Genomic DNA, 23,056 nt, shown 5'->3' on the forward strand with positions numbered 1-23,056 from the left:
TGAGTTAAATGCCCTGCCTGTAGATTTCTTTACTCTCTGCGGGCATCCTGGATTACATATAATTCCCTGACATTACAGCGAGCGCTGCCGGTAAAAATTTCTTAGAGACAATCAGCACGCGCTGATGGGTAGTAATATGGCCTAACATCTGGAAAATTAACTTACGAGAAGGTAGTATTCGGATCGTCAGCAATCGTCTTGTGGTGGGACAGATTGTTGATTCAGATTACTTTTGTTACCTAACACAAACTAATGGTTTGACTGCTTTGTGGTGAGGCAGGCGGGTGACAAAGATGATTTTACGGAAGAAATGCGGACTTTCGGAAACAAACAGGGACAGGACGTGTCCAGTAAAACGTTCAGGAGCAGGTTACGGGATTTCCCGGAGCCTGAATGCACAAACCCCCCGATAACTGTCATCAACTTGGCGGAAGAAGCAGGTATCAGGGGGTCCAAAAGCAGGCGCGTTGCCTGTGAAGGATTATAACGCATGCACCACATAACACAACACCCGGCCGCCATAAGAAAAGGCCGCCGTGAGTGACAATCAGATTTCTGTTCACTGGTCAGATCTACCGAAAGATGAGCTAACCCGTTTCTGGCAGGATGTCGATGCCGGCACTCAGGGTAATTTCCTCATTGCACCGTTCAAAAAACTGACCCGCCGCAAACGCGGTGAGCATTCCACAAAAGCCAAATGTGAGAGCCCGGCCTGGTATCGCCCGGAGCATTATAAAAAGCTCTCCGGACAGCTCGGTCATGCCTACAATCGCCTGGTGAAAAAAGACAATGAAACCGGGCAGGTCAGCCTGCGCATGCATGTTTCTCGTCACCCTCTCTATGTCGCCGGCCGCCGTAAAGCGGGACGTAAATATGGCTTCCGTCCGGAACGTCAGCGCCTGCTCGATGCGCTCTGGCCAGTGCTCATCAGCTTCTGTGATGCCGGCAAGCATACTGTCGGCATGTGTATCTCCCGTCTGGCAAAAGAGCTCAGTGCAAAGGACGCCAAAGGCAATGTCATTCCGGAAACGGAGGTGACGGTGTCACGCCTTTCACGGCTTATTGAGGAACAGGTACGGTTTGGCGTCCTTGGCCTTGCGGAAGAACGCACCTGGGATCGTGAATCCCGCTCCTGGCTGCCAACGTATGTCTATATCACCCCCGTGGGATTTCAGATGCTGGGCGTCGATATGGACAAGCTGTTTAAAGAGCAGGAGAAGAAGCTCCGCCAGAGCGCTGAGCGTGAGCAGCTGATCCGGGAAGGGGTGATGAGCGAACATGATGCTGTTCAGCCCCACTCTGCGCGGAAATGCTGGTCCGGCCGTAAGCGCCGGGAGGCACTCGTTTACCGCCGCAAAAAAGGCGCGGAGCGTAAACGTGCCAACAATCTGATTAAGCTGCCGGCAGATGAACGACTCCATGCAATGTCTGAATGGATTTACCGCACCCTGCCGCCTGACGAAGCGTACTGGTGCACATCTGAGCGCCTGAAGGCTCTGGCCATCCAGCATCTTTACCAGCTGGATCTGGCGCTTTCTCCACCTGACTAGTCACAGACGACACAACAGTCTTGCTGTTTACAGGCCCCTCACCGGGGCTTTTCGTGCTGGTTTTTTTCGGCCATTCCGCTCATTTTTCACCCTTCACTCCTTCCCTTTCCGTTCACCCTGGCGTTCTTCGTGTCGTTATGGCCCGCAATGGCCACTGTCTCTTTTTTTTACACAGAAATCCGCAAACGAATAAGTGAAGTAACCCGGAAATGAATAAAAGACATTCCGCAAAACAGTCTTACTCCACCGTTTTTATCTCTCTGTTCATTACATTCCAGAGTAGATTTTTGTCTTCGGCCACTCTGTGGATAACATAATATGCCTTCGCATGCAGCGGCCTCACGGCCACGGGCTCAGAAGGAAATCAAAAGTTCCTCCCGTCGCAAGCGCCGGGCCCCGTTCTGGCCACAACCCGGCACCGCATACATACCTGACCCCTGCTAAACCGACGCCGCCCCGGCCCGTAGGGCCGGAACACCCTCGCTTTAAGAGGGATGTTGTAACTAGAAATCAGAACTGCTGCAGTTAGCGTCGCGGCAAGCCCGCTGTACACGCTCGTAAGCGCCTCACGGCGCTAACGCGGAGATACAGCCCGTCAGCGGCCAGAGGCCTTGACGGACTCACTCCGACCGCGCACATTAGCAATCAGAAAGCTTTAAGCGGGTATGGCTTTGCAGGGAAAGGGATGGGATTGGCAGAACCTATCAATCCGTAACGGCTGATGCCGGTTACGACGCCCCTCACCAGAATCACCCGGTTCAGCTCCGGCTGGCGTCTCCATGCCGCTTCGCGGCATACATTTCCCCTTTAAAGCAGGGTTGCCTAAATCCGGGAGCGCGATTAGCTTTAACGGGTGATTTTCAATCAGGATGAGAAACATGGATATAATTCTTCCGGGAAACAAAAGCCAGGCACGAGTCTGGGCAGAAACCATGATTAATCTGGAGGCCCGCAAACTCGTCAATACCGCTAATATTGTTGGCGCCCGACATCTGGGGGATGGATTGACGCGTCTCAAATTCATCGATGAAATTAAATCTGTCATTAATGGCGAATTTGAGCGTGCCCGGCGGGCAAAGTCTGACGAAGAGTGCATGACCTGCCTGCGTAACCTGCAGGCCGAAAACACCAGTCTGCTTGAGCAGAGCCGTCAGCTCCAGACCGGTTATGCGAAGCTATATGCCCAGATCAAATACGTCAGGGATGAAGACCGGATGGTCGGTTATGTCATCTCAGGAATTAAAGTGGTGCTGGCAGGTATGCAGGGCGTATTTGGCTTCGTGCTGACTTCCTCAATGACCCCTGTTGGCGTTCTTGCCGGGGCTATTCTGATTGTCGACTCGGCCAACACGATAACCCGTGAAGTTGGTCGTCAGTTCCTGAATGAACCTGACACGCAGGGTATGTTTGGTGATGGTGCCATGAACATCGCTAAATTCATGGGATTTGAACGATCAACAGGGTTGGGGTTATACAACGGGATCGCGCTTGCAGGCAATATCTACAGTGTCTATGGATTAATGGCCAGACCTGGAACATGGCGTCTGTTTAACTATATCAGCACCGATTTTTACCGGAAAATCGACACCATGTCCCGGGGCAAACTGACAATGAAAATTGTGGGATGGGGGATAAAGGCTAAGGTTGTTTTCGATCTGATCACTTCTGATGAGGCTGGGAAATGAGATTCCGGCGGTAATGCCATGATTTATAGGCCAGCTTCAAAGGCATGGTAATCGTAAACAGAGTGCCAAGAACAAGAATAGCCACGCCAAAGGAAATGGCATGCATCCTCGAGCCCGCCAAAAGTGTGGCCACAAAAATCAGTAACATGACTGACAGCACCCATATCAGGGCCTTAAAACGGTTTGCCAGATCGTTCAGCAGGGTATCCATCTCCGTACCCGATTTAGCTGAACTGGCCCGCAGCCGGACAATGTCCTCTTCACTGAAGCCGTGGTTCGTCAGATCACTTTCATGGTTCATGCTTCTCTCCTTTTCCCTGCGGGAAGTTTAACATGCCCTGCGCTAATAACCAGTTACGCCCGACCGATAACCTCTCAGGTGGTTACGGGCTATCAGCTCTTTCTCACTGATAGCCATCACGTCATCCTAAGTCAGCCAAAAGCAGACTGTACTAGACCAATAATCCCCAGGTGGCCGGCGTAAGCATAATAAAAGAAATTACGCGGCATGAAACGCTTGCGGCCCTCCGGACAGATTTTTCTGCAGAAGGAAACCACTGCCAGGGGGAATGCCAGAGTAGGCAGCGTGGCCAGTAGTAATGTTTCTGCGGGCATATCCAGGAGATGCGATAACCCGTTTAAACAAATCAGTGACAGCACGGCAGTGATGGCCGCCAGACGCTGCACTTCGGGTTTTTCGTTGCCAGAAACGGTTGCCATACTGATGGCCAGCGTTATTCCTGCCAGCCCGTAGCTTGACGGCTGCAGTGGCCAAATCATGATGGCCAGGAGCAGATATCCCGCAAACATTCCTTTCAGGCCGTGCTGGTACTGCAGGGCAATCAGCTGCGTGACGCCTGCGAACACGAACAGAATGTTCAGGGCCCACCAGGGCTGGTGATGCCAGAAGGCCAGGCTGAACACCGGCTGCGTGATGACTGCCCAGATCCACAGACGATTGGCTCTCTTCTGCAGTCGTTCCGGGGTACGCTGTACGTTCATCGCCCATATAAGCGTGAACAGGGGGAAGGCCATCCGGCCAAGCGCATACATCACCGGCAATGCTGGCGACAGAAACACCGTATTGATGTGGTCGATAATCATGGCCAGAAGTGCGAGAAGTTTGACCAAATCGAGAGCTGCGGGACTGAGCTGGCTGGCGTTCCGGATAGTGGGAAGAACGTCGGGTACTGAATGATTCATGCTGTAGATTCCCCTGGCGACACACGGTTAACAGCCAGCACTGAACATAATGCCAGAATGCCCTGCCGGTTTGCGTAGTGACCCTGATCTTTAATTTCTCCAGAATCTTGCGCACTGCAAATTCTGATTTATCACGCAGCACGCGCATTGCGCCTGCCACATCCTTATTCTGAATACAAATACTTAAATTATGAAAATCGTTCACACCGCCCCCTTTCTTACACTCTTATTATCGGCTGCATGAATATTATATTTAGCGGAGTAGGAAAATTCCTAATAAAAATTCATATTAGCGCCCAAAATCTGGGCCAATTTATCGACCCTTTTATATATGTGGCGATCGCTCATGAATTATCTGTATTATTTGCTGAAATTTTCTCCCTGACCAGAGCGAAATCTTCACGAATAGATTTTGCGGCAGGCTTCCACCCTTTAGCCCATTCCTCATTCATACGGCCTTCACTGACAATTTTGAGGGTGATGGCATAAGGGGTGCGCTGCAGTTTCTTCGACAGCCAGAGTATATGATCGTCGATTCTGTCATCCGGAATATCAGCAATAATCGAATGAATAAGGTCCAGGTCCTCCGGTGCCCACGGTTTTCCTGATCGCGGAAACACTTCATCCGGAAGGCGTGGTTTTTTTTCCTTTTCTTCTTTTACCTGCTTTTTAGCTTCTTTTTCCGCAGTGATGAGGCGCTGCCGCTCCGTTAACCCTCCCAGAATTGCAACCGTCCTGACCATATTTTCACGCTGCTCACGCGTAATATTTACTTCACCGCATATAATGGCATTTAAAGTATCTACAAGGTTTTCCAGCTTGCTTTCTGTCAATTTTAACGTCATTCAGAAATCTCCTTAATCATTATTCTTTTTTAGCCCATCCTGATGCAGACTACGCCAGCGCCAGGGCTCTGTCTGACCCGGTTCTGACCAGAGTCCGACTGACTGACGGCGGGCTTCGGCCTCCAGAACAGCGTAGTCTGGCCGGACGGGTTTTCCGTGGTACCGGTATGCCCAGGCCAGGCCTTTGCGTACCTGTGCGGCATTTACATCCGTCATACCAAGCCATATGGTACCCAGCAGGCGTCCATAGCGATCCATTTCACTTCCCGTGACGGTTACGGGCCGCTGAGCCACCATCGATGAGAGTTCCTGACGTGAACGCTGACCAAAGGGCTGGCTCTTTTCCGGCGCATCGATGCCAGCCAGGCGAACGCGCGTCAGTCGGTTTCCTGGATCAAGTATCTCAACGGTATCCCCGTCCAGCACGCGCACAATCCGGCCGCTGATATCTGCACTGGCCGAAAACGCCACAACGAACAGGACCAGTGAGCAGAACTTCCGTTTCATTATTTATTATCCCCGGTTGCATAACCTGCGGGTATTAAGCTCGTAAATTTCAACTCGGCTTATCCTCCAACGAGGCTTTTTAAAGGTATGCCAAACATTGAATGTAATTTCCTGATCATGGGCAGCGTCAGATTACGTTTGCGGTTAAGCACTTCATAGACCCGGTTAGATTTTCCAATTGCCGGCTCAAGATCTTTTACCGTCAGCCCCTGCTGTACCATCCTGAATTTAATAGCTTCAATCGGGTCCGGGGCTTCGATAGGAAAGTGTTTATTTTCGTATTCATTAATCAGCACACACATGATTTCGAAAAAGTCTCCCTCCGGGGTATCAGCAGGAGGCTCGTTATCAAACATAGGCCCTACAGCGCGTAACGCGGCTTCATAGTCCTGTTCAGTTTTAATTGGTTTAATCTGCATAGGGTTTACTCCAGGCTGACAGTTTCAGCATCTATTTTATCATATTCTTTATGCGTACCAATGAATTTGATAAACATCCATCCTCGCTGGTATGCAATCGCAACAATTAATCGATTGTCATTTCCCTTAATATTAAAAACCACTCGCCTGTTTTTCAGAATACTGACGCTGCGGTATTGTTCTTTGATTTCTGCCGGAGTTTTCCATTCAGCTTTACTGGCTTCATCTACCCAGGCTTTTAGCGGCTGCTCTGCATCGGGATTCGCCGTCCAGAAATCCCTCAGTCTCTTGATAGCGATTATCTTCATGTCATGAAGATAGTCCCATTTTAGGACTACTTCAAGTTTTTTAGTCCCGTTATGGGACTTAAATTTATCTGAAGATACAGGAGGCAGTTTGGAGACCGGAGTTTTTTTACGTTAAACGTATTATTTAACCGATCGCGAGGCGTAACGGAATGATTTTGCGTCAGAGGCTATCGCTTTTGAGTTAACGCCCTTGCGATATCGCAGTTGCGGTCCAGTTCTGCTGGCTGCACGGGATATGACCTGGTATATTGAGACAACAGCCAGGCGTTAATACAGGGATACAACGAAGGAAATAAAGGCTCAACAGTTTGTCACATCAACGGGACGACAGGTGCTTACCGACAACGGCCAGCAAGGTATGGGTGGCGTAGCAGGTATCGGCTCAACAACTGAAAAGTGTCAGGGACGCGTAGCTGAAGCAATTTTTTCGAACTGCGCGGAACTGGATAACGACCAGTTTATCGAGACCATCGATTGGATTAGGCTCTATAAGCGCTGAATGCCACCATCAGGTATGTAACAGTTAAGTGATATACGAAGTGTAGGGATATTTTATGATTGGAGAATTAAAATCTGAGAGACAAACCATTGTGTACGGGAGGTCGCAATGAAAAACTGGACCAGAAACTTTATTGATGACATGAAGCATATCTGGCGGGAATTCAGGCGGGATATTGCTGAAACTAATGCTAAAAAAAACCTCAATGATGATGATGTGGCTGGCGTTAGCCATCCCGTTGACTGGAATAATGTACCTTATTTAGATCCGCGAAAGGCGGTTAACAACCTCGATAACTTCTACTCACGGCAATTAAGGGGAACGGATAATCCAGGTACGCGATATCAGCACAGGAACTAAATGTTTTGCGCATGCGCAAAATGCAGCTGAGTCTGCATTTTTTTGACTAAAAGCAATGTTCGAATCTTTTTGTTACCTCGTTTGCTGATGCCCAGCAATGTTGTCCGGCCACCAGTGCTGTACTGACGGGTACCAGCCCTGTTGCCGCAGTAAAATCACGACTACTACCGTACTGCTTCCCGTCACCAACCTCAGTTGAAATGGTACTGGCCGTTAGCGGGGGTTGAAAGCCAACCGGACGAGAACGCACGCGAAGTACATTTTTTGAGCGGTCAGACGAGTAAAGAAAACGAGGATTTTGTTTACTCTTTTCGTTGATGCCAGTAGCCATGCGGTTTCAGGTACTTTCAGTGTTAATAAACCCGGTAATCAAATCAACGTAAACCTGACGAACAACGCCACGACTTCATAGACCTAAAATCATGCAGTTAGGTTCTTAGCGTACATTTCCGCTCCATTGGGCTTCAATGACCTGCCCCCAGGATTAGATACAACCTTCAGTTAGTAATGTCGGTTGGTTTTTCTTCATATTTCCTGTTTCGCCAGTCCGTTGCGAATTCAGCTGGTGTCTGGTAATCCAGCGATGAATGGGGACGGCACTCGTTATAATCCTGCCGCCAGTCATTAATCGTTTTCCGGGCATGAAGAATATCGCTGAACCAGTGTTCATTCAGACACTCATCGCGAAAGCGTCCGTTAAAACTCTCAATAAATCCGTTCTGCGTTGGCTTACCTGGCTGGATAAGCCGTAGTTCCACACCATGCTCAAAGGCCCATTGATCGAGCGCGCGGCAGGTAAATTCCGGGCCCTGATCGGTTCTTATTGTCGCCGGATAGCCCCTAAACAGCGCGATGCTGTCCAGAATACGCGTGACCTGAACGCCTGAAATACCGAAAGCAGCGGTGATCGTCAGACACTCCTTCGTGAAATCATCCACACAGGTCAGGCACTTGATTCTCCGACCGTTGGCCAGTGCGTCCATAACGAAATCCATCGACCATGTCAGGTTCGGCGCATCCGGGCGCAGAAGCGGAAACCGTTCGGTTGCCAGCCCTTTACGGCGTCGTCTGCGTTTTACGCTCAGTCCATTAAGGTGGTAAATACGGTATACCCGCTTGTGATTGACGTGAAGGCCCTCCCGACGCATCAGCCGCCGGACGCGGCGGTAGCCAAAACGCCTGCGCTCCAGTGCCAGCTCAGTGATGCGCCCTGATAAATGCGCATCAGCCGCCGGACGCTGAGCCTCGTAGCGGCAGGTCGACAGAGACAAAGCAGTAAGCCTGCAGGCACGACGTTGCGACAGACCGGTCGCATCACACATAAACTTAACGGCTTCCCGCTTGTGGTCTGTCGTCAGTACTTTCGCCCCAGAGCCACCTGAAGCGCCTCCTTATCCAGCATGGCTTCGGCAAGCAGCTTCTTGAGGCGGGCGTTCTCCTCTTCAAGAGATTTAAGCCGCTTCACCTCAGGAACTTCCATGCCACCAAACTTCTTGCGCCAGGTGTAGAAAGTGGCATCGGAAATGGCGTGCCTACGGCAGAGCTCACGGGCAGAAACCCCGGCTTCCGCTTCGCGAAGAATACTGATGATCTGTTCGTCGGAAAAACGCTTTTTCATGGGTATGTCCTCATGTGGCTTATGAAGACATTACTAACATCGGGGTGTGTTAATCAACGGGGAGCAGGTCAAACCAGAACGACCCCAACAATCAGCACGCTCATGCCCAGCAACTTGCCCGCGCTCATGCTTTCTCCGAAGTAGCGGTAGCCAATGAACGCAATCGCCAACAGTCCCAACGTCTCCCAGGTGGCATAGGCCACGGCCATGGGAATCTGTTTCATCGCCATTGCGAGAAACGCGAACGACAGGCCGATCATGGCGTACATGAACAAGAGCGCACCCCAGTCATGTTCCTGCGCCACCAACTTCATCGTGCTCACACCCGCGACCTCCGAAGCGACGGCCGCCAGAAGAAACAGCCAGGGTTGAAGCGTTGAGCGGATAGCCATCAGGGATGCCTCATGCGATCAGTGCACTGCCGAGGCCGACGCGGTGCCTGGCCCGTAGCAGCGCAGCAAGTGTGCCGTCACCAGCGCACCGATGAACAGCAACACGGCAGCGGCCACCATCACCCGCTGGTAGGCATGGTCGAATGCTTGGGCCGCGGCCTCGAACAGTGCCCCCCCAGCGGCCCCCGCGCCCTTGGCGATGTCCAGCGCCTCGGCCATGCCCTGGCGTGCCGCCTCTGGCACGCCAGGGGGGAGTTGCACCGTGGCCGAGTACAGGCCCGCCAGTAGGCTGCCCAGTACCGCAACGGCGAACAGGCTGCCGAACTCGTAGGCGACTTCCTCCACGGAGGCGGCCATGCCGGCGCGATGCGCGGGCGCGTTGCCCACGATGGCAGTGGAGGCCACCGAGATCGTGGCGCCAAGACCGCTGCCAGCCACCACCAGGCCAGTGACCAGCCCAGCCAGGCCGAACGGCTGTCCGAACACCGCCAGCAGCACACCCAGTCCCCCCACGGCCAAGCCACCCGAAAGCAGCCAGCGCAGACCGACCCGGTGCAGGAAGGCCCCACCCAGCAAGCCGCTGGGCAGCGTACCCAGAAAGATCGCCGACACCAGCAGTCCTGCCTGCAGCGGCGTGAACCCCGCCACCCACTGAAAACGCTGGGCGATGCTCAGCAGCAGGCCGCCCGTGGCGAAGGTCACGAAGGCGGCGGCCAGCACGCCTGCCGTGAAGGCCGGATTGCGGAACAGCGAGAAGTCGAGCAGCGGATACGCCAGCCGGGACTGCCGGCGAATGAACAGTGCCGCAGCCCCTGCGCTCATGACCAGCAGCGCCAGTGCAAGTGGCCACGATTGCTGAGGCGCGGCGCATTCCTTGATCGCGGCCACCAGCGCAGACAACGCCACCAACACCTGCAACGAGGACACGCCATCCCACGGGCGGGCCACGCCATCGTGCAGTCGATTGTGCCGAGGTGCCACCAACCAGGTGCCTGCGATGGCCAGCACGACAATTGGCAGGTTGATCAGGAAGATCGCGCCCCACCAGTAGTGCTGCAGCAACACACCGCCAAGCAGCGGGCCGAGCACGGCACCAACCAGCGACAGGCTCGCCCAAACCGAAATCGCCAAATTGCGTTCGCGCTCGTTCTCGAAGGCAATGCGGATCAGCGCCAGCGTGGCCGGCATCATCGCGGCCGCGCCGACGGCCTGGAAGACCCGGGCCGCGATCAACACGTCAGGTGTGGGCGACAAGGCCGCCATTAACGAGGCGAGACCGAAGATCACCAGGCCGGCCAGATACATCGAACGGTGGCCGATGCGGTCGCCCAGTGTGCCGGCGCCCAGCAGCAGGCCTGCGGTCACCAGCGGATAGGCGTTGATGATCCACAGCCCCTGCGCACTGGTCGCGTGCAGTTCGCGCGCCAATGACGGGAGCGCTGTGTAGAGGATGGTGATGTCCAGTGCCACCATCAGCAGACCGATGCCCACGACAGCGAGCAAGGCCCATCGCCGCAGGGGTGTTAAAGCCGGTTTCATCGTATGTTTCATATGTCCTCTTTCTGCTGAGCAGTCGGCGCAGGAGCCGTAGATGCAGTTCGCCTGTTAAGCCAAGCGAACTGCGTACGCCAGTCCAAGCAAAGCAGCCAACGGCGCTGCCTAAGTCGTGCGAGTGGCCCGAAAATGCGAGCCGATCCACGCATTTTTCAGCTGTTATAGAGATTAATAAAGTTGGATTTCATCAACTAAATTGATAGAATTTCCATATGCAATGGACACTGGATCAACTTCGCCAATTCGTGACGACCGCCGACAGCGGCTCGTTCAGTGCGGCTGCTCGGCAGTTGGGCAAGGCCCAATCGGCGGTCAGCACCGCCATTGGCCTGCTGGAGGCCGACCTGGGTGTGGAATTGTTCGACCGCTCACGGCGCAACGCGCAGCTCACCGATGCAGGGCAAGTGCTGCTGCTGGAAGCGCGCGAGTTGCTACGCCAGGCCGAGTCCCTGGACAACCGCGCACGCGCCCTGCACGGCGGTAGCGAAGCCACGCTGACCTTGGCGCTGGACGAAGCCTTGCCCTATGCCGCAATCAGCGCCTTGATTCGCGAGATCGCCACGCGTTTTCCCGACCTGGATCTCACCCTGCTCAATGGCACTGCCACCGAAGTAGCCAGCTACGTGGATGAGGAGCGGGCTCAGATCGCCTTTCATTTCGTGCGTGGCGCACTACCGGCTTGCTTCGATCAGCGCTACATCGGCGCCGTGCCGCAAGGAGCCTTCGTGGCCGAAGGGCATGCCCTGGCGCGACTCAAAACTGTCCAGCGTAAGGATCTGGCCAGGTACCGCCAACTCATCCTCGAAGCCGAGGACGTACAGGAAACCGCCTACAGCCCCCGTCTGTGGCGCTCGGACAGTTTCTACAGCATCGCCGAGATGGTGGCCGATGACCTGGGCTGGGCCATCCTGCCCATCAACATCGGCACCTACCAGGCCTATCGCAAGCCACTAAAGCAGTTGCATTGCCCATCGCTCGCGCTACCTCCGCTGTCGGTGCGCATGCTGTGGTGTCAGGGCTGGCACCCGACGCTGACCGTGCAGTGGGTGCAGACCCGCTTCGCGGAATTGATTCATCAGGCACAAACTAATCCGTAAGAAGCAGCTTCCCGCTTTCCCTCGCGGACGATGGTCTCCCACCCATGCAGCATGGCTGGCGTCGCCGCGCAATTGACGCTGGGCAGACCGTGGACGAATGATCGCAACCACAGCACACTGTTTCGTTGAGGTGCCTAGACGACCACTTACCCGAGCTCGTTGGTCTTCTTCCACTCGCGCAGCCGTCCTCGCGAATTGATGAGGGGAAGAGGTGATGAGATGGATCACTCGCTCTTGGGTGTACCTTTCGTACCAGGGGGTGCCGTACGGCGACGCATCGCCTTGCCCTTCGGCGAGGGGTCAAGACGCTGGTTTATACACCTGCGAACTGCTGCAGCAACTCGGCGCAGGGAATGCTGGCATGGTCGGCGTAGAACTTCTGCGCCAACTCTCCCAGCGCGTTCCATCTGTAGCCCGTTTCAGGAAAATCGACCGGCAAGCCCTAACCTTGCCATCGCACCATATCAGCACTAGCAGATTCCAGCCGACAAGGTAGGCCACCAAGTCGGCGACGCTCATTTGCGTGCCTTTCGCATGGCCCTCCAGTGTGTCTCACGGGCGCGCTCGGGCGGCACGCAGGCGAGGTCGGCGGCCAACTACTCGTGTGCGGTGCGAATCGCCTTTAGCAATGCCTGCTTGGTCTGCGGTATGGTCATCGGGCTAAATCATCTCCAACGGCATCTTGCATTGCGGCGGAGGGAACAGCGCATCGAGCTGTGCGAGATCCGAGGCACCGAACCGGATCGACAGCGCATCGCGGTTGTCGCGGGTGTGGCCGGCGGCTCCCGCCTTCGGGATGGCGATGACCCCACGGCGCGCCAGTACGAACGCCAGCGCCACTTGCGCTGCAGTCAGGCCGCGGGCCTGCGCAAAGCGTGCCAGTTCTTTATGGTGCAGCAGCCGACCTTCGTCCAGCGGCGAGTAGGCCATGACTCCGATCCCGCGCGCCAGGCACCAGGGCAGCAAGTCAAACTCGATGCCACGGTGGGACAGGTTGTAGAGCACTTGGTTAACTGCGACCTGATCGCCGCCGGGAACCGCCAGCAGATCTTCCATGTCCGGGACGTCGAAGTTGGATACACCCCAGGCGGATATTCGTCCTTCGGCTTTCAACGCCTCAAAGGTAACGACCACATCCGCCAGTGACGTCCCGTCCTCGCGCCAGTGCAGCAAGTAGAGGTCGATCCGCTCAATACCGAGGTGGCGCAGACTGCGCTCGCAGGCCGCACGAATTCCCTGTGGCGTAGCATGCTGTGGCAGTACCTTGCTGACGACGAAAGCCCGCTCGCGGCGTGCATGGATCGCTTCGCCTACAACGCGCTCGGAGGCACCATCGCCGTACATCTCGGCAGTGTCGATCAGTGTCATGCCCAGGTCGAGCCCATGGCGCAGACTGGCGACTTCCTGACCGAGGGAGGCGTTGATATCGCCCATGTGCCAAGTGCCCTGGCCCAGAACCGGCACGGCTTGGCCTGATGGCAATGTGAGGGTCGGAATGCCCTCTGTCATATGGCGTATCCCTGCGATGTGTTGGCCTGCACCATGTCAAAAACCAGTTTCTCGTACTCGTCGTTCAGGTAGCGCATGCGCTTGACCTCGACAAAACCCAGGCTGCGGTAGAGCTTGCCCAAATGCGGCTTGGCCACATCGGCCAACAGGCTAACCTTGGTGAAACCCTGCGCAGCCGCTTGCTCGATGACGGCGCGCACCAATTGCTTGGCGATACCGCCGCCACGGTGGTCCGGATCGACCGCGAGCGAGTCGATGTAAATCTCGTCGTCATCCGATTCCCTGGGAAACTCCCCGCCCTGGCTGTCGAGGGCCGCGTAGCGATCCTCGTCTGTTCCCTTGAAGGACAGGATACATCCGACCACGAGAGTTCCCTTGCGCGCCACGATCACGTTTTCGTAGCCGAAGTACACATCGGTGCGCGTGAAATCCTGTTCGTACCGGGCGAGCGCGTCGGCCAAGGTGGCTTGGCCAGAAATCGCCATTACTGCATCTTCATCTGCTAGTGCGATCAGGCGTACAGCCTCTCGGGCATCGGCCACAGTGGCCTTGGTAATTGTCAGATCCATCATCAGAAAACACTATCTTGTTGAAATTGTTGAAACACGGCAAGGCCACAAGCCTCGCCATTGAAAATGGTCAGGCGCCAGGCTGTGCCTCGGCCCAATCGGCCGCCATGCGACGCGCCTGCACGAGCAGCGCCGCGTGTTGGGCAGGCAGATCCGTTGCCTGCTCTCCCAGGGTGTCGTAGAGGATGTGAACCTGGCTGTCCTTGGCACCGCAGAAGCCCGCGATCCCCACATTGAGCAGGTGGGTCATGCTCTTGTCCAGACCGCGCTTGGTGAACGAGGCTTCGGACTCGCCGGCCAGGGCGATCCAGCGCACGCTATCGAACGGCAGTCTGCGGCCACTGCCGTAGAAGATGCCATGGTTCCAGACGCGGTCGATGTAGCCTTTGACAATGGCCGGAGTCGAGTACCACCAGATCGGGAACACAATGAACGCCGCGTCCTTGCCGGCCAGATCCGAGGCGAGCCTCATGACCTCGGAGGAGTACGCTTTATCGGGATCGGCCCAGTCGGGTTCATCGACGGGCTGCAGTACCGGATTAAACCCGGTGCGGTACAGATCCAGCTCGGCGACCTTCCAGCCGCGCTGTTGCAGTTCCTCAGTGATCGCCTGAGCGACCCTGGCGGTCAGAGAGTCGGCGCGCGGATGCCCCCAAATCAGTTGCACTTGCTTCATGAAGCATTCCTTCCGTTGTTCTGTTTAATGACGTTCTGCCAACGTTGTGCCTCCCTTCTTTCGAGTGAGGCGTCGTGCTTGGCGATAACGCTATTGTTGAGCAATTTATCAGATGAATAAAGATTGATTTCATCTGATAAATTGATGGTTTAAGAAAGCACTGGCGGGACATTTGTGCGCTTGCGAGAACGCCTGCACGCTACCCAATCGAATGGGTACGCTGCCTTCCGATTTCCCACGACGCACTTACCCCGCGCATCGTCGCTGCGACCCGTTGCCCCAGCTTTTGCTCGATAACGGGTTTCCACGGCACCAGACTGAATCCCATACCGTCGTCCAACATCGCGTAGCGCCCGCTCGCCAGCATGACCGAGCGCCGGTAGACACCGGCCACGCGCTGCCCATCCGCCATCGGGCGATGCTCCAGGCCGGTTTCGGCCGCAATGTCTTTGGCTGCCTGCGCCAGCTCCCGGTTGCGCAGCGCGCCCAGCAGGTTGCGCGTCAGAATCACGCGCCGCTCGGCCAGCCCCTGTTCTTCAAGGAAGTCGGCGCGCTGCTGCAAGGCTTGCTTGACAACGCCACCAAAGCCGAGGTCGCCCAGCCGCTTGCCTCCGCCGATCAGTTGCTGGTCGAGCCAGGTCGCGCCGATCACCCTAGCCTGTCGCTCGATGGGCAAATGCGATTTCAGCTCCACCGCTACATTGCCCAGTCGCTGGGCGTCGTACTGGCGGCCATGCTCCAGCAGGTCGTCCGGTACCTTCCACAAACCATCGACCACGCGCTCCACAATCCCAGCCCGGCGCAGGGCTTCCAGTCGGCGGACGTGGGCCGCGACGACTTCCTGCGGATCGCGGCCAGGCTTGGCTCGTCCTTGCTCGATCGCCAGATGATGATCGGTGCGATACAGGCCATCGCTCGCCAGCGCGGCAATGTTCCTGTCGGCCGCCCGTACCTCGGAGGAACCGCGCACCTCCACCACTGCGCCAGCGATCGGGCCTGTTCGACGGTCAGTTCACCGTACAGACCCAGGGCAGGTTTACGCCGCTCTCCGGCGTTCGTGCGGTACTGGAGCATGAACACCTTGCGGCCTGCCGGGGTGATCTTGCACAGGAAGCCAGGAACTAGGGTATCGCGCAGTTCGACTGGCTGCGCCTGGGTTTGTGCCGCATCGACTGCGGACTTCGTGAGTTTGATTTTCGCCATGATGACTCCTCGGAAGACCCGATTTCCAGGAGCCTGTTGGGAGCCAAGCGGGTGGAAGCCGGGTCAAGTTTCAGAAAGCACCGGCATATGATGAATCCGCCTAAGTTATTGATAAACCTGTTGTATCAGGTTGAGGCGTAGTCCAGCGAAGTTCGGTGCTGGAGTCATGGTGAAATAAAAAAAGGCCCCCGGAGGGACCTTTTTTGAAGGGGTACATATTAGTCGTGAAGAAAATCACTGCTGAGCAGGCGGGCCTCATCCGGAGTGAGGAAGTCAGATGTCATGTCTGCAAACCGCACCGGATCTGTGATGGTACCGAAGCTGCCAAACTCTTCGCGGATCTGGCGCAGAAGACTATCCGGAAGCTTGCGTGCAGCACGGCAGGCACGATCAAACATATTGCCCGTCCCGACCGGACTGTCCACTAAAGCACGTCCGGTATACGGCAGGTATTTTTCCAGCATGTCCTCTGCGTAACGGATGGCCATACCCGGCTCAAGAGCCGAGGTTTTCAGCGTACCCCTGGGGGCGACGCGGGGGTTCAGTAGATAAACGGCCCCGAGTGCGGCCTGGTAGAAAAACTGCTCCCACTTATCGTAACGCCAGCCAATGCACAGCCCGTAGTCATACTCTTCAGCCAGTTCGGAGTCTTCCTTAAACGACACAACACCGGTCGCCGGCATTTCAGCGACTTCACGTTGCCACTCGTAGAACGGGATCTCAAAGGTGCGTTCACCACACGCCATATCGCCGTAGCGTTTTTCAAGATCAACGAGCAGGAAATACAGGATAAACGCGCGCAGGGCATTGCAGTCGGTATCCCACTGGCGGGGTGACTGGATAAGCGTCTCCGGGGCCTTGTCGAGGATCTGCTGTGCCTGTTCCTGCGCGCCGGCATTAATCCCGCTGGCATCTTCCTTCAGACGGCGAAGCATGGTCAGGACTGGCTGATTAAGCGTCATGGCCCCGACGGCGGTGCGCATCTGGTAAAGAACGGCATCGAATGTACCGTCAAGGACGCTGGCAATGATGCGATCGCCCCAGTCCGGGTTCCGCTCAGTCCAGGTCACCACCGAAGAGGCATCGCCATGCCGGCACAGGTAGTTATGCACCTTACCCGGGAAGGATTTCAGTACGTAGTTGAGGCTGGTCGGGAAACAGGCGCTGTAGATCTGGACGGCCGGTACCACCTGGGCCGTCATGCCATAGTCCATCATGGTGGTAATGATATGGCTCATGGCACCATGAGTGGTGGCATACAGGGGGGAACCCTTTAACCCTAGAGCCTCCAGTACAGCTTTGCGTACCGGTGGTGCAAGCTCGGCATTCGCCGGCTGTTGATGGATGAATCGTACTAACTGGTCATATTTCATTTTCTCAATCTCCAGGCGGTCCTGATCTGAGCGCGCGATCAGTTTAATTTCAGTGAACCCACTGTTCTGGGCAGTTACGCGTTTTATCCTGCCGCGTTCAGGTGATGATTTTGCGTTCATTTATGTAAGTCCTGCTACATGGATTGTCTTCTTTTTAAAAAACCGTTTGCAAACGGTTTTAAAAAAAATAACCTGGAAAATTTCTAACAGCAACAAGCATTTCTGATAACCATATATATTCTTTTTTTTATGTTTCTTATGGCTCTTTATACCTTTTCCATTAATCGTGTACCTCCTACTCCTGAGATCCGATTTCTGGCTAAGTCGGATCTCCAGACTACAGCCGGTGTATTTTGGCTAACATGCCGGAGATGGAAGCAGGGGAGTAAGCTGATATAATGATGTAAGAACAAATCTTACATTAAGAAACGGAGGGGCTATGGCCCGAACGATGACGGTGGACGTGGGCGACGAGCTGCGTGAATTTATCGATTCCCTGGTTAAGGCCGGTGATTACCGAACACAGAGCGAGGTCATGCGTGACGCGCTGCGTTTACTGCGCGAGAAGCAGGCCGAATCACGCCTTCAGGAACTGCGCGATCTGCTGGTCGAAGGTATCAGCAGCGGCGAAGCGAAACCATGGAACAAGGATGCATTCCTGAATAATGTCAGGGCCAGGGTGGCAAATGAAAGAGATTGAGCTGACACCCAAAGCAGAAGAAGATCTGGAAGCAATCTGGGACTACAGCTTCCGACAGTTCGGGATTGTTCAGGCGGATGCGTATATCGGCCGTATAGCAGCGGTTTTTGACGTGCTGGCCATGCATGATATTGGCACGCATCGCGCGGAGCTTGGCGAAAATATCTGCTCGCTGCCGGTGGAACAGCACATGATCTATTTTGTGCCATCACATTCAGTGGTTACGATCATACGTATTCTCAGCCAGTCTCAGGATACGGCGCGCCATGAACCCTGGAGGTAATCGAATATGAAAAAACATAATTAAATCAATTTGTTAGTTCGTGTAATCTATCTTATGTTATATGCGCACTGTATATATATGGGTCTTCCCCGATCATGGTGGGAAAAATTCGCTCCTACTGTCTTGTTCGGGGTGAAACACTTATATGATAGGCTCTGTTTCTTGCTATTATTTCCCCTTTCATTGACAGTCAGTCTTATACGGAGGGTACATGCCTTTAAATATCAATTCATGCCTATGCACCTCAAGCTTAAGCATCGATTCCTTTGTTGATACCTCATCCACCTCAAAGAATTCAACTCAAAAGAACCATTCCTCTGGCGGATATGTTACAACCAGTACAAAAGTGAAAGCCTTAGAAATAAAACCATTAGCTTCATGCCTGCGGTAATGGTCCCAACTTATTGATAGTGTTTTATGTTCAGATAATGCCCGATGACTTTATCATGCAGCTCCACCGATATTGAGAACGACAGCGACTTCCGTCCCAGCCTTGCCAGATGCTGCCTCAGATTCAGGTTATGCCGCTCAATTCGCTGTGTATATCGCTTGCTGATTAGGTGCAGCTTTCCCTTCAGGCGGGATTCATACAGCGGCCAGCCATCCGTCATCCATATCACCACGTCAAAGGGTGACAGCAGGCTCATAAGACGCCCCAGCGTCTCCATAGTGCGTTCACCGAATACGTGCGCAACAACCGTCTTCCGGAGCCTGTCATACGCGTAAACAGCCAGCGCTGGCGCGATCTAGCCCAGACGTAGCCCCACTGTTCGTCCATTTCCGCGCAGACGATGACGTCACTGCCCGGCTGTATGCGCGAGGTTACCGACTGCGGCCTGAGTTTTTTAAGTGACGTAAAATCGTGTTGAGGCCAGCGCCCATAATGCGGGCGGTTGCCCGGCATCCAACGCCATTCATGGCCATATCAATGATTTTCTGGTGCGTACCGGGTTGAGAGGCGGTGTATGTGAACGGTAACTGCCATGTTTTACGGCAGTGAGAGCAGAGATAGCGCTGATGTCCGGCAGTACTTTTACCGTTACGCACCACCCCGTCAGTAGCTGAACAGGAGGGACAGCTGATAGAAACAGAAGCCACTGGAGCACCAAAAAAACACCATCATACACTAAATCAGTAAGTTGGCAGCATCACCCTAATGTTGAGCAGTATTTAGTTAGCCAGTCTTGCTTTATAACGCCTTAAAATATTTACTGGATTAACCAGGGCCAGAAAAGTTCCGCCGACTATAAGCGTGGCTCCTGACATTTTCCAGACGTTGAGGCTGTCACCGAGAAATAAAGCACCAAAGAAAATAGCAAATACCGGGCTGAGTAAAGAGTAAGGCATGACCTTGTTCACCGGATATTTTTTTAATAGCCAGTACCACAATGAATAAGCTATAACGGATGATCCTATCGCACTGTAAAAAACACCGAACCAGCCGCGCCAGCTTGCATTCTCAATAGCAGCAAACTGACCCGTTTCAAAAATGAACGATGCCAGCGCAACTAGAGGAATCGCCAGAAAGGAAAGCCATCCCGCCATCGTCAGTGGGTGAATCGGCACTGAGCATTTAACTATGATGTTTGTGAGTGCCCAGCCAGTTGCACTGGTCAGCAGCAATACCATAGCCAGCATTGAGGCGGATGAAGGACTGCCAGCCAGGAAGAACACGCCTGATAATGAAATTGCAATGCCCATTACCTGTATAAAACTCAACTTTTCCTTAAGCACAACGGCGGCCATGATCATTGCGAAGGGCGTACCAAGCTGAACCACGATTGCTGCGGTTCCCGCATCGGTATAACGCGTGCCCACAAACAACAAAGAAAAGTGCATAAACCCAAATGTAAATGCCAGTACCATCAAGGTCTTGAATTGTTCCCTGGTGACTCTGGCAAAAGGAACTACTACTGCGGACACTACTATAAAACGTAGAAATGTCATAAAGAGCGGAGGCAACTCCGTCACGCCCAGCTTGATAGCCACAACATTAAATGCCCAGATTGCAACAACCAGAATGACGATAAAAAAATGACGGAGAGCCACAGACTGTTCCTTACCTGATAACTGCTTTGAGGGTGTCTTCGAACTGGTTAAGCAGCAGATCCGCATTATCCTGATTGAATGTCAGCAGCGGACGAATTTTCAGGCTGTTCTCTCCTTTACCCGTTGTGCTGATAAGAATACGGCGCTCACGCAGTTCACTGACAACTTTACGTGTTAATCCGGTATCTGGCTCTTTAGTGTCAGGATCTTTAACGAACTCAATCGCGTGATAAAGCCCCGCGCCACGTACATCCCCAATCTGGGTATAATTTTCAGCAATCACACGGAAACCATTCAGAAGGTAATCACCCAGAAGGTGTGAATTCTCCATCAGGTTTTTGTTCTGTATTTCGTTCAGTACGGCTTGTGCTGCAGCAATACAGACCGGATTCCCTGCAAAGGTATTGAAATAGCGAACTTTACGGCCAAAATCTGCCAGCAATTCAGGTCTGGCAACAACCGCTGCGATTGGCAGGCCATTACCCATTGGCTTGCCCATAACCACCAGATCAGGGTTAATACCGTGGCGCTGATAACCCCACATATGCGAGCCGGTACGCCCGAAGCCAGGCTGCACTTCATCGGCAATGTAAACGCCGCCGTGCTTGTGCACGACATCAATCGCTTTTTTAAGGAAGCCAGCAGGTGTGGTCAGTAGTCCATCGGTGGAGAAAATGCTGTCTGCAATGAACCCCGCAAATTTGATCCCGTGGCGTGCCATATCTGCAATCGCTGCTTCAATATCATCAGCCAGTCGCTGCGCCACATCCACGCCTTCACCGGCTCGATAGGCGTCAGGAGCACGGACCGTACGAACATGCTGATCAACCGGGACGTATTTACCCATAGTGGTTGAGATAGCTGCCACTGTTGTGGTGATACCGTGATAAGCATAATCAGTCACGATAATGCCGGTACCACCGGTATAGAACTTGGCGATACGCAGGGAAAGATCAACAGCTTCACTTCCCGTGCAGGTATACATGACGTGGCCGAGCTCAGGCTCAAAGGTATTCAGCAGTTGCTCAGAATAGTTAAGAATGTTTTCGCTCATGTAACGCGTGTGAGTATTGAGCGTGGCAATCTGGCTGGAGACCGCCTCAACCACTGCCGGATTACAGTGGCCGACTGAAGGCACGTTGTTATAGCAGTCGAGATAGGCATTGTCCTCGGCATCATAGAGGAACACGCCTTCGCCACGCACAAACTCAACCGGATGTTCATACATCAGCTTATAGGATGGGCCAAGCAGTGATTCGCGGCGTGACACGATTTCACGTTCACGAGTATTGAGCTCATTCACACGGGCAATATCAAACCCATTCTGCATACCAGCAGTGGGAGAAAATGACTGTGACATAGTTATTCCTTACAGGCTGATTCAATGAGGGAGCGAGTTTCTTCAAACGGCAGAGACAATAACTGTTCCAGCTGTGCCCAGCTGGTTGCGGTGTTTCTCAGAATATATTCACGGTTATCCGGAAACTGACGTGCACGCCATTCGGTAATGACAATTCGGACAAACATGCGGGTGAGGAACAGATCGAACATAATGTTGATCTCCTCTTCCTGAAGCGGAACCTGTGCTATGTAGCCTCGAAGGTAGGCGAGAGCGCCATCAAGCAAGCGCTCGCCGGTTCCCATCTGATAAGTGGCTCCCACCGCAACATCAATGGCAATCGCTGTGCAGACGGCGTCACCAAAATCAAGAATTGCGGCTATTTCGTCAGTATTTTGTGGATCAACCAGCACGTTGTCGCCGTTCATATCGTTGTGAACAACGCTCTTACGTAACGAGGGAAGAAGTGGCTTAACGCGTGATTCAAAGTTATCCAGACAAAACTCCAGCATGGCACGGCGAGCAGGTGCAACAATCACTTTCATGTATTCGCGCAGCGATGATGCATGTTGAGCATCCCAGAGCAGCACATGATCCTGAGCGGGATGACTGAAATCCAAAAGAGCACTGGTGACGAGCCCAGCCATGCTGCCAAGATTATATTTCTGTACATTAGTCGCAGGTGACTGTGCCATTAGCTTACCTTCAAGATAAGTAACGACTCTGACCGTACGCATTTGCCCCAGGCAATCAAGAATGAGTTCAAAACGACCGTCTGACGTTGCTCTGACCTGTTGAATCGGCAGGCCAGGGGCACGAAGATTGATGTGATGCATCAGCTCAGTCTGGAAATTGCTTACCATCCGTTCTTCACCTGGATGGGCAAATTTAATCGTGAACTTAGCGCCATCCGCGCTTTCAACCAGAAAGTTTTGATCTCTTTCACTACGCAATTTGCGGACTTCACCGCGAATGCCGTAGTGCTCAAGAAGAACGTCTGCTGCAAAGTCACAGTCAATATCGCTCTGCTGCGCTGTCAGCGCATTGGTCGCTTCCGCTTCCATTGAAATGTTGTCTGCCATGCCGGTTACCATCAATGAATTGTTAACTGATATATTGGCATATCAGTAAGTTTAAATAAAGCTGTCTTGGCCTGATGCGCTAGTTAAAATGAGCGTTATAAGAAAACAGAATGGCCATGCATTACTATATAAAGGGAAATGCTAATAACAGGGTGATTTATAAGAAGAATTGCGTATGTATACGGATTACTGACCCGCCATTTCGTGATATATTGGCAGACAAATGTGAATCTCAC

The 23,056-nt window shown here is 53.7% G+C and carries 23 protein-coding genes and 5 pseudogenes; 7 read left to right on the forward strand and 21 right to left on the reverse strand.

Annotation, left to right across the window (positions count from 1 at the left end; translation table 11 throughout):
* Window positions 1-536 precede the first annotated feature (536 nt).
* Both repA and L362_RS00420 read left to right on the forward strand, forming a co-directional pair.
* On the forward strand, window positions 537-1,550 hold the full coding sequence (gene repA / locus L362_RS00425; RefSeq protein ID WP_023345528.1) for a plasmid replication initiator RepA: 1,014 nt from the start codon (window positions 537-539) through the stop codon (window positions 1,548-1,550).
* A gap of 878 nt (window positions 1,551-2,428) precedes the next feature.
* A complete protein-coding gene (locus L362_RS00420) occupies window positions 2,429-3,235 on the forward strand; it encodes a DUF4225 domain-containing protein (RefSeq protein WP_023345529.1) in 807 nt (268 codons plus the stop codon).
* On the opposite strand, the gene L362_RS00415 is transcribed toward L362_RS00420, so the two are convergent.
* The 6 genes from L362_RS00415 to L362_RS00390 form a co-directional block, all read right to left on the reverse strand.
* Entirely contained in the window at window positions 3,210-3,536 is a 327-nt protein-coding gene (locus tag L362_RS00415) for a hypothetical protein (RefSeq protein WP_023345530.1), read from the reverse strand. The two genes, L362_RS00420 and L362_RS00415, sit on opposite strands and share 26 nt — an antisense overlap.
* 131 nt (window positions 3,537-3,667) lie before the next feature.
* Window positions 3,668-4,438 carry a TraX family protein gene (locus L362_RS00410; protein WP_023345531.1) on the reverse strand — a complete coding sequence of 257 codons (771 nt, stop codon included), beginning with the start codon at window positions 4,436-4,438 and terminating at the stop codon, window positions 3,668-3,670.
* A gap of 344 nt (window positions 4,439-4,782) precedes the next feature.
* A complete protein-coding gene (locus L362_RS00405; protein ID WP_023345532.1) occupies window positions 4,783-5,283 on the reverse strand; it encodes a hypothetical protein in 501 nt (166 codons plus the stop codon).
* Window positions 5,284-5,295: 12 nt separating this feature from the next.
* Window positions 5,296-5,790, reverse strand: a complete 495-nt coding sequence (locus tag L362_RS00400) for a thermonuclease family protein (protein ID WP_023345533.1) — start codon at window positions 5,788-5,790, stop codon at window positions 5,296-5,298.
* 59 nt (window positions 5,791-5,849) lie between these two features.
* On the reverse strand, window positions 5,850-6,209 hold the full coding sequence (locus L362_RS00395; protein WP_023345534.1) for a helix-turn-helix domain-containing protein: 360 nt from the start codon (window positions 6,207-6,209) through the stop codon (window positions 5,850-5,852).
* A gap of 5 nt (window positions 6,210-6,214) precedes the next feature.
* A complete protein-coding gene (locus L362_RS00390; protein WP_023345535.1) occupies window positions 6,215-6,517 on the reverse strand; it encodes a type II toxin-antitoxin system HigB family toxin in 303 nt (100 codons plus the stop codon).
* Between the two features lie 292 nt (window positions 6,518-6,809).
* On the opposite strand from L362_RS00390, the gene L362_RS25010 reads away from it, so the two are divergent.
* Both L362_RS25010 and L362_RS00385 read left to right on the forward strand, forming a co-directional pair.
* The gene (locus L362_RS25010; RefSeq protein ID WP_032638108.1) at window positions 6,810-7,016 is read left to right on the forward strand and encodes a hypothetical protein; all 207 of its coding nucleotides are present in this window, start codon (window positions 6,810-6,812) and stop codon (window positions 7,014-7,016) included.
* 108 nt (window positions 7,017-7,124) lie between these two features.
* Window positions 7,125-7,376, forward strand: coding sequence for a hypothetical protein (locus tag L362_RS00385; RefSeq protein ID WP_023345536.1), 252 nt, complete (start codon window positions 7,125-7,127; stop codon window positions 7,374-7,376).
* Window positions 7,377-7,423: 47 nt separating this feature from the next.
* Here the strand turns inward: L362_RS00385 and L362_RS24320 are convergent.
* From L362_RS24320 to L362_RS00365, 4 genes and pseudogenes are all read right to left on the reverse strand, one after another.
* Window positions 7,424-7,596: pseudogene (locus L362_RS24320) on the reverse strand (transposase); the annotation flags it as partial.
* A 277-nt stretch (window positions 7,597-7,873) separates the two neighbouring features.
* Window positions 7,874-8,994 (reverse strand): IS3 family transposase gene (locus tag L362_RS00380; protein WP_155249617.1). Its coding sequence is split into 2 segments (ribosomal slippage): window positions 7,874-8,736 and window positions 8,736-8,994, totalling 1,122 coding nucleotides; the frame shifts between segments, so codons are not numbered across the junction.
* 68 nt (window positions 8,995-9,062) lie between these two features.
* Entirely contained in the window at window positions 9,063-9,386 is a 324-nt protein-coding gene (locus L362_RS00370; protein WP_023345539.1) for a DMT family transporter, read from the reverse strand.
* Window positions 9,387-9,404: 18 nt separating this feature from the next.
* Window positions 9,405-10,937: an MFS transporter gene (locus L362_RS00365; RefSeq protein WP_023345540.1), complete on the reverse strand. Its 1,533-nt coding sequence runs from the start codon at window positions 10,935-10,937 to the stop codon at window positions 9,405-9,407.
* Window positions 10,938-11,152: 215 nt separating this feature from the next.
* Here L362_RS00365 and L362_RS00360 point away from each other — a divergent pair, with 215 nt between their 5' ends.
* Window positions 11,153-12,037, forward strand: coding sequence for a LysR family transcriptional regulator (locus tag L362_RS00360; protein WP_023345541.1), 885 nt, complete (start codon window positions 11,153-11,155; stop codon window positions 12,035-12,037).
* A gap of 313 nt (window positions 12,038-12,350) precedes the next feature.
* Here the strand turns inward: L362_RS00360 and L362_RS25150 are convergent.
* The 7 genes and pseudogenes from L362_RS25150 to L362_RS00335 form a co-directional block, all read right to left on the reverse strand.
* Window positions 12,351-12,556: pseudogene (locus L362_RS25150) on the reverse strand (ClbS/DfsB family four-helix bundle protein).
* Window positions 12,557-12,697: 141 nt separating this feature from the next.
* A complete protein-coding gene (locus L362_RS00355; RefSeq protein WP_023345542.1) occupies window positions 12,698-13,546 on the reverse strand; it encodes an aldo/keto reductase in 849 nt (282 codons plus the stop codon).
* A complete protein-coding gene (locus L362_RS00350; protein WP_023345543.1) occupies window positions 13,543-14,118 on the reverse strand; it encodes a GNAT family N-acetyltransferase in 576 nt (191 codons plus the stop codon). Before L362_RS00350 ends, L362_RS00355 begins: the two co-directional genes overlap by 4 nt.
* Window positions 14,119-14,185: 67 nt before the next feature.
* Window positions 14,186-14,791 carry an NAD(P)H oxidoreductase gene (locus tag L362_RS00345; protein WP_023345544.1) on the reverse strand — a complete coding sequence of 202 codons (606 nt, stop codon included), beginning with the start codon at window positions 14,789-14,791 and terminating at the stop codon, window positions 14,186-14,188.
* Window positions 14,792-14,990: 199 nt separating this feature from the next.
* Window positions 14,991-15,776 (reverse strand): annotated as a pseudogene (locus L362_RS00340) (DUF3363 domain-containing protein); the annotation flags it as partial.
* Window positions 15,752-15,994: pseudogene (locus tag L362_RS24325) on the reverse strand (Arm DNA-binding domain-containing protein); the annotation flags it as partial. The pseudogenes L362_RS24325 and L362_RS00340, both read right to left, overlap by 25 nt.
* Window positions 15,995-16,212: 218 nt before the next feature.
* A complete protein-coding gene (locus tag L362_RS00335; RefSeq protein WP_155249618.1) occupies window positions 16,213-17,232 on the reverse strand; it encodes a hypothetical protein in 1,020 nt (339 codons plus the stop codon).
* Between the two features lie 574 nt (window positions 17,233-17,806).
* Between L362_RS00335 and L362_RS00330 the strand changes: the two genes are divergently transcribed.
* Window positions 17,807-18,067 carry a type II toxin-antitoxin system ParD family antitoxin gene (locus tag L362_RS00330; protein WP_023345547.1) on the forward strand — a complete coding sequence of 87 codons (261 nt, stop codon included), beginning with the start codon at window positions 17,807-17,809 and terminating at the stop codon, window positions 18,065-18,067.
* The gene (locus L362_RS00325) at window positions 18,054-18,350 is read left to right on the forward strand and encodes a type II toxin-antitoxin system RelE/ParE family toxin (protein WP_023345548.1); all 297 of its coding nucleotides are present in this window, start codon (window positions 18,054-18,056) and stop codon (window positions 18,348-18,350) included. Before L362_RS00330 ends, L362_RS00325 begins: the two co-directional genes overlap by 14 nt.
* Before the next feature lie 401 nt (window positions 18,351-18,751).
* Here the strand turns inward: L362_RS00325 and L362_RS24505 are convergent.
* The 4 genes and pseudogenes from L362_RS24505 to L362_RS00310 all read right to left on the reverse strand — a co-directional run bounded on the left by L362_RS24505 (window position 18,752) and on the right by L362_RS00310 (window position 22,820).
* Window positions 18,752-19,448 (reverse strand): annotated as a pseudogene (locus tag L362_RS24505) (IS1 family transposase).
* Window positions 19,449-19,520: 72 nt separating this feature from the next.
* Window positions 19,521-20,399, reverse strand: coding sequence for a DMT family transporter (locus tag L362_RS00320; protein WP_023345550.1), 879 nt, complete (start codon window positions 20,397-20,399; stop codon window positions 19,521-19,523).
* A gap of 10 nt (window positions 20,400-20,409) precedes the next feature.
* Window positions 20,410-21,759, reverse strand: coding sequence for an aspartate aminotransferase family protein (locus L362_RS00315; RefSeq protein ID WP_023345551.1), 1,350 nt, complete (start codon window positions 21,757-21,759; stop codon window positions 20,410-20,412).
* A gap of 2 nt (window positions 21,760-21,761) precedes the next feature.
* Entirely contained in the window at window positions 21,762-22,820 is a 1,059-nt protein-coding gene (locus L362_RS00310) for a phosphotransferase (RefSeq protein ID WP_048978452.1), read from the reverse strand.
* Window positions 22,821-23,056: the final 236 nt, after the last annotated feature.

The sequence above is a fragment of the Enterobacter sp. MGH 16 genome, from assembly GCF_000493175.1.
Taxonomy (GTDB): Bacteria; Pseudomonadota; Gammaproteobacteria; order Enterobacterales; family Enterobacteriaceae; genus Enterobacter; species Enterobacter roggenkampii.

Excerpts from the sequence above, each read along its gene's own strand:
- L362_RS00420 (WP_023345529.1), top strand. The coding sequence starts at position 2,429 with ATGGATATAATTCTTCCGGGAAACAAAAGCCAGGCACGAGTCTGGGCA.
- L362_RS00415 (WP_023345530.1), bottom strand. The coding sequence starts at position 3,536 with ATGAACCATGAAAGTGATCTGACGAACCACGGCTTCAGTGAAGAGGAC.
- L362_RS00410 (WP_023345531.1), bottom strand. The coding sequence starts at position 4,438 with ATGAATCATTCAGTACCCGACGTTCTTCCCACTATCCGGAACGCCAGC.
- L362_RS00405 (WP_023345532.1), bottom strand. The coding sequence starts at position 5,283 with ATGACGTTAAAATTGACAGAAAGCAAGCTGGAAAACCTTGTAGATACT.
- L362_RS00400 (WP_023345533.1), bottom strand. The coding sequence starts at position 5,790 with ATGAAACGGAAGTTCTGCTCACTGGTCCTGTTCGTTGTGGCGTTTTCG.
- L362_RS00395 (WP_023345534.1), bottom strand. The coding sequence starts at position 6,209 with ATGCAGATTAAACCAATTAAAACTGAACAGGACTATGAAGCCGCGTTA.
- L362_RS00390 (WP_023345535.1), bottom strand. The coding sequence starts at position 6,517 with ATGAAGATAATCGCTATCAAGAGACTGAGGGATTTCTGGACGGCGAAT.
- L362_RS00385 (WP_023345536.1), top strand. The coding sequence starts at position 7,125 with ATGAAAAACTGGACCAGAAACTTTATTGATGACATGAAGCATATCTGG.
- L362_RS00370 (WP_023345539.1), bottom strand. The coding sequence starts at position 9,386 with ATGGCTATCCGCTCAACGCTTCAACCCTGGCTGTTTCTTCTGGCGGCC.
- L362_RS00365 (WP_023345540.1), bottom strand. The coding sequence starts at position 10,937 with ATGAAACATACGATGAAACCGGCTTTAACACCCCTGCGGCGATGGGCC.
- L362_RS00360 (WP_023345541.1), top strand. The coding sequence starts at position 11,153 with ATGCAATGGACACTGGATCAACTTCGCCAATTCGTGACGACCGCCGAC.
- L362_RS00355 (WP_023345542.1), bottom strand. The coding sequence starts at position 13,546 with ATGACAGAGGGCATTCCGACCCTCACATTGCCATCAGGCCAAGCCGTG.
- L362_RS00350 (WP_023345543.1), bottom strand. The coding sequence starts at position 14,118 with ATGATGGATCTGACAATTACCAAGGCCACTGTGGCCGATGCCCGAGAG.
- L362_RS00345 (WP_023345544.1), bottom strand. The coding sequence starts at position 14,791 with ATGAAGCAAGTGCAACTGATTTGGGGGCATCCGCGCGCCGACTCTCTG.
- L362_RS00335 (WP_155249618.1), bottom strand. The coding sequence starts at position 17,232 with ATGAGCCATATCATTACCACCATGATGGACTATGGCATGACGGCCCAG.
- L362_RS00330 (WP_023345547.1), top strand. The coding sequence starts at position 17,807 with ATGGCCCGAACGATGACGGTGGACGTGGGCGACGAGCTGCGTGAATTT.
- L362_RS00325 (WP_023345548.1), top strand. The coding sequence starts at position 18,054 with ATGAAAGAGATTGAGCTGACACCCAAAGCAGAAGAAGATCTGGAAGCA.
- L362_RS00315 (WP_023345551.1), bottom strand. The coding sequence starts at position 21,759 with ATGTCACAGTCATTTTCTCCCACTGCTGGTATGCAGAATGGGTTTGAT.
- L362_RS00310 (WP_048978452.1), bottom strand. The coding sequence starts at position 22,820 with ATGGCAGACAACATTTCAATGGAAGCGGAAGCGACCAATGCGCTGACA.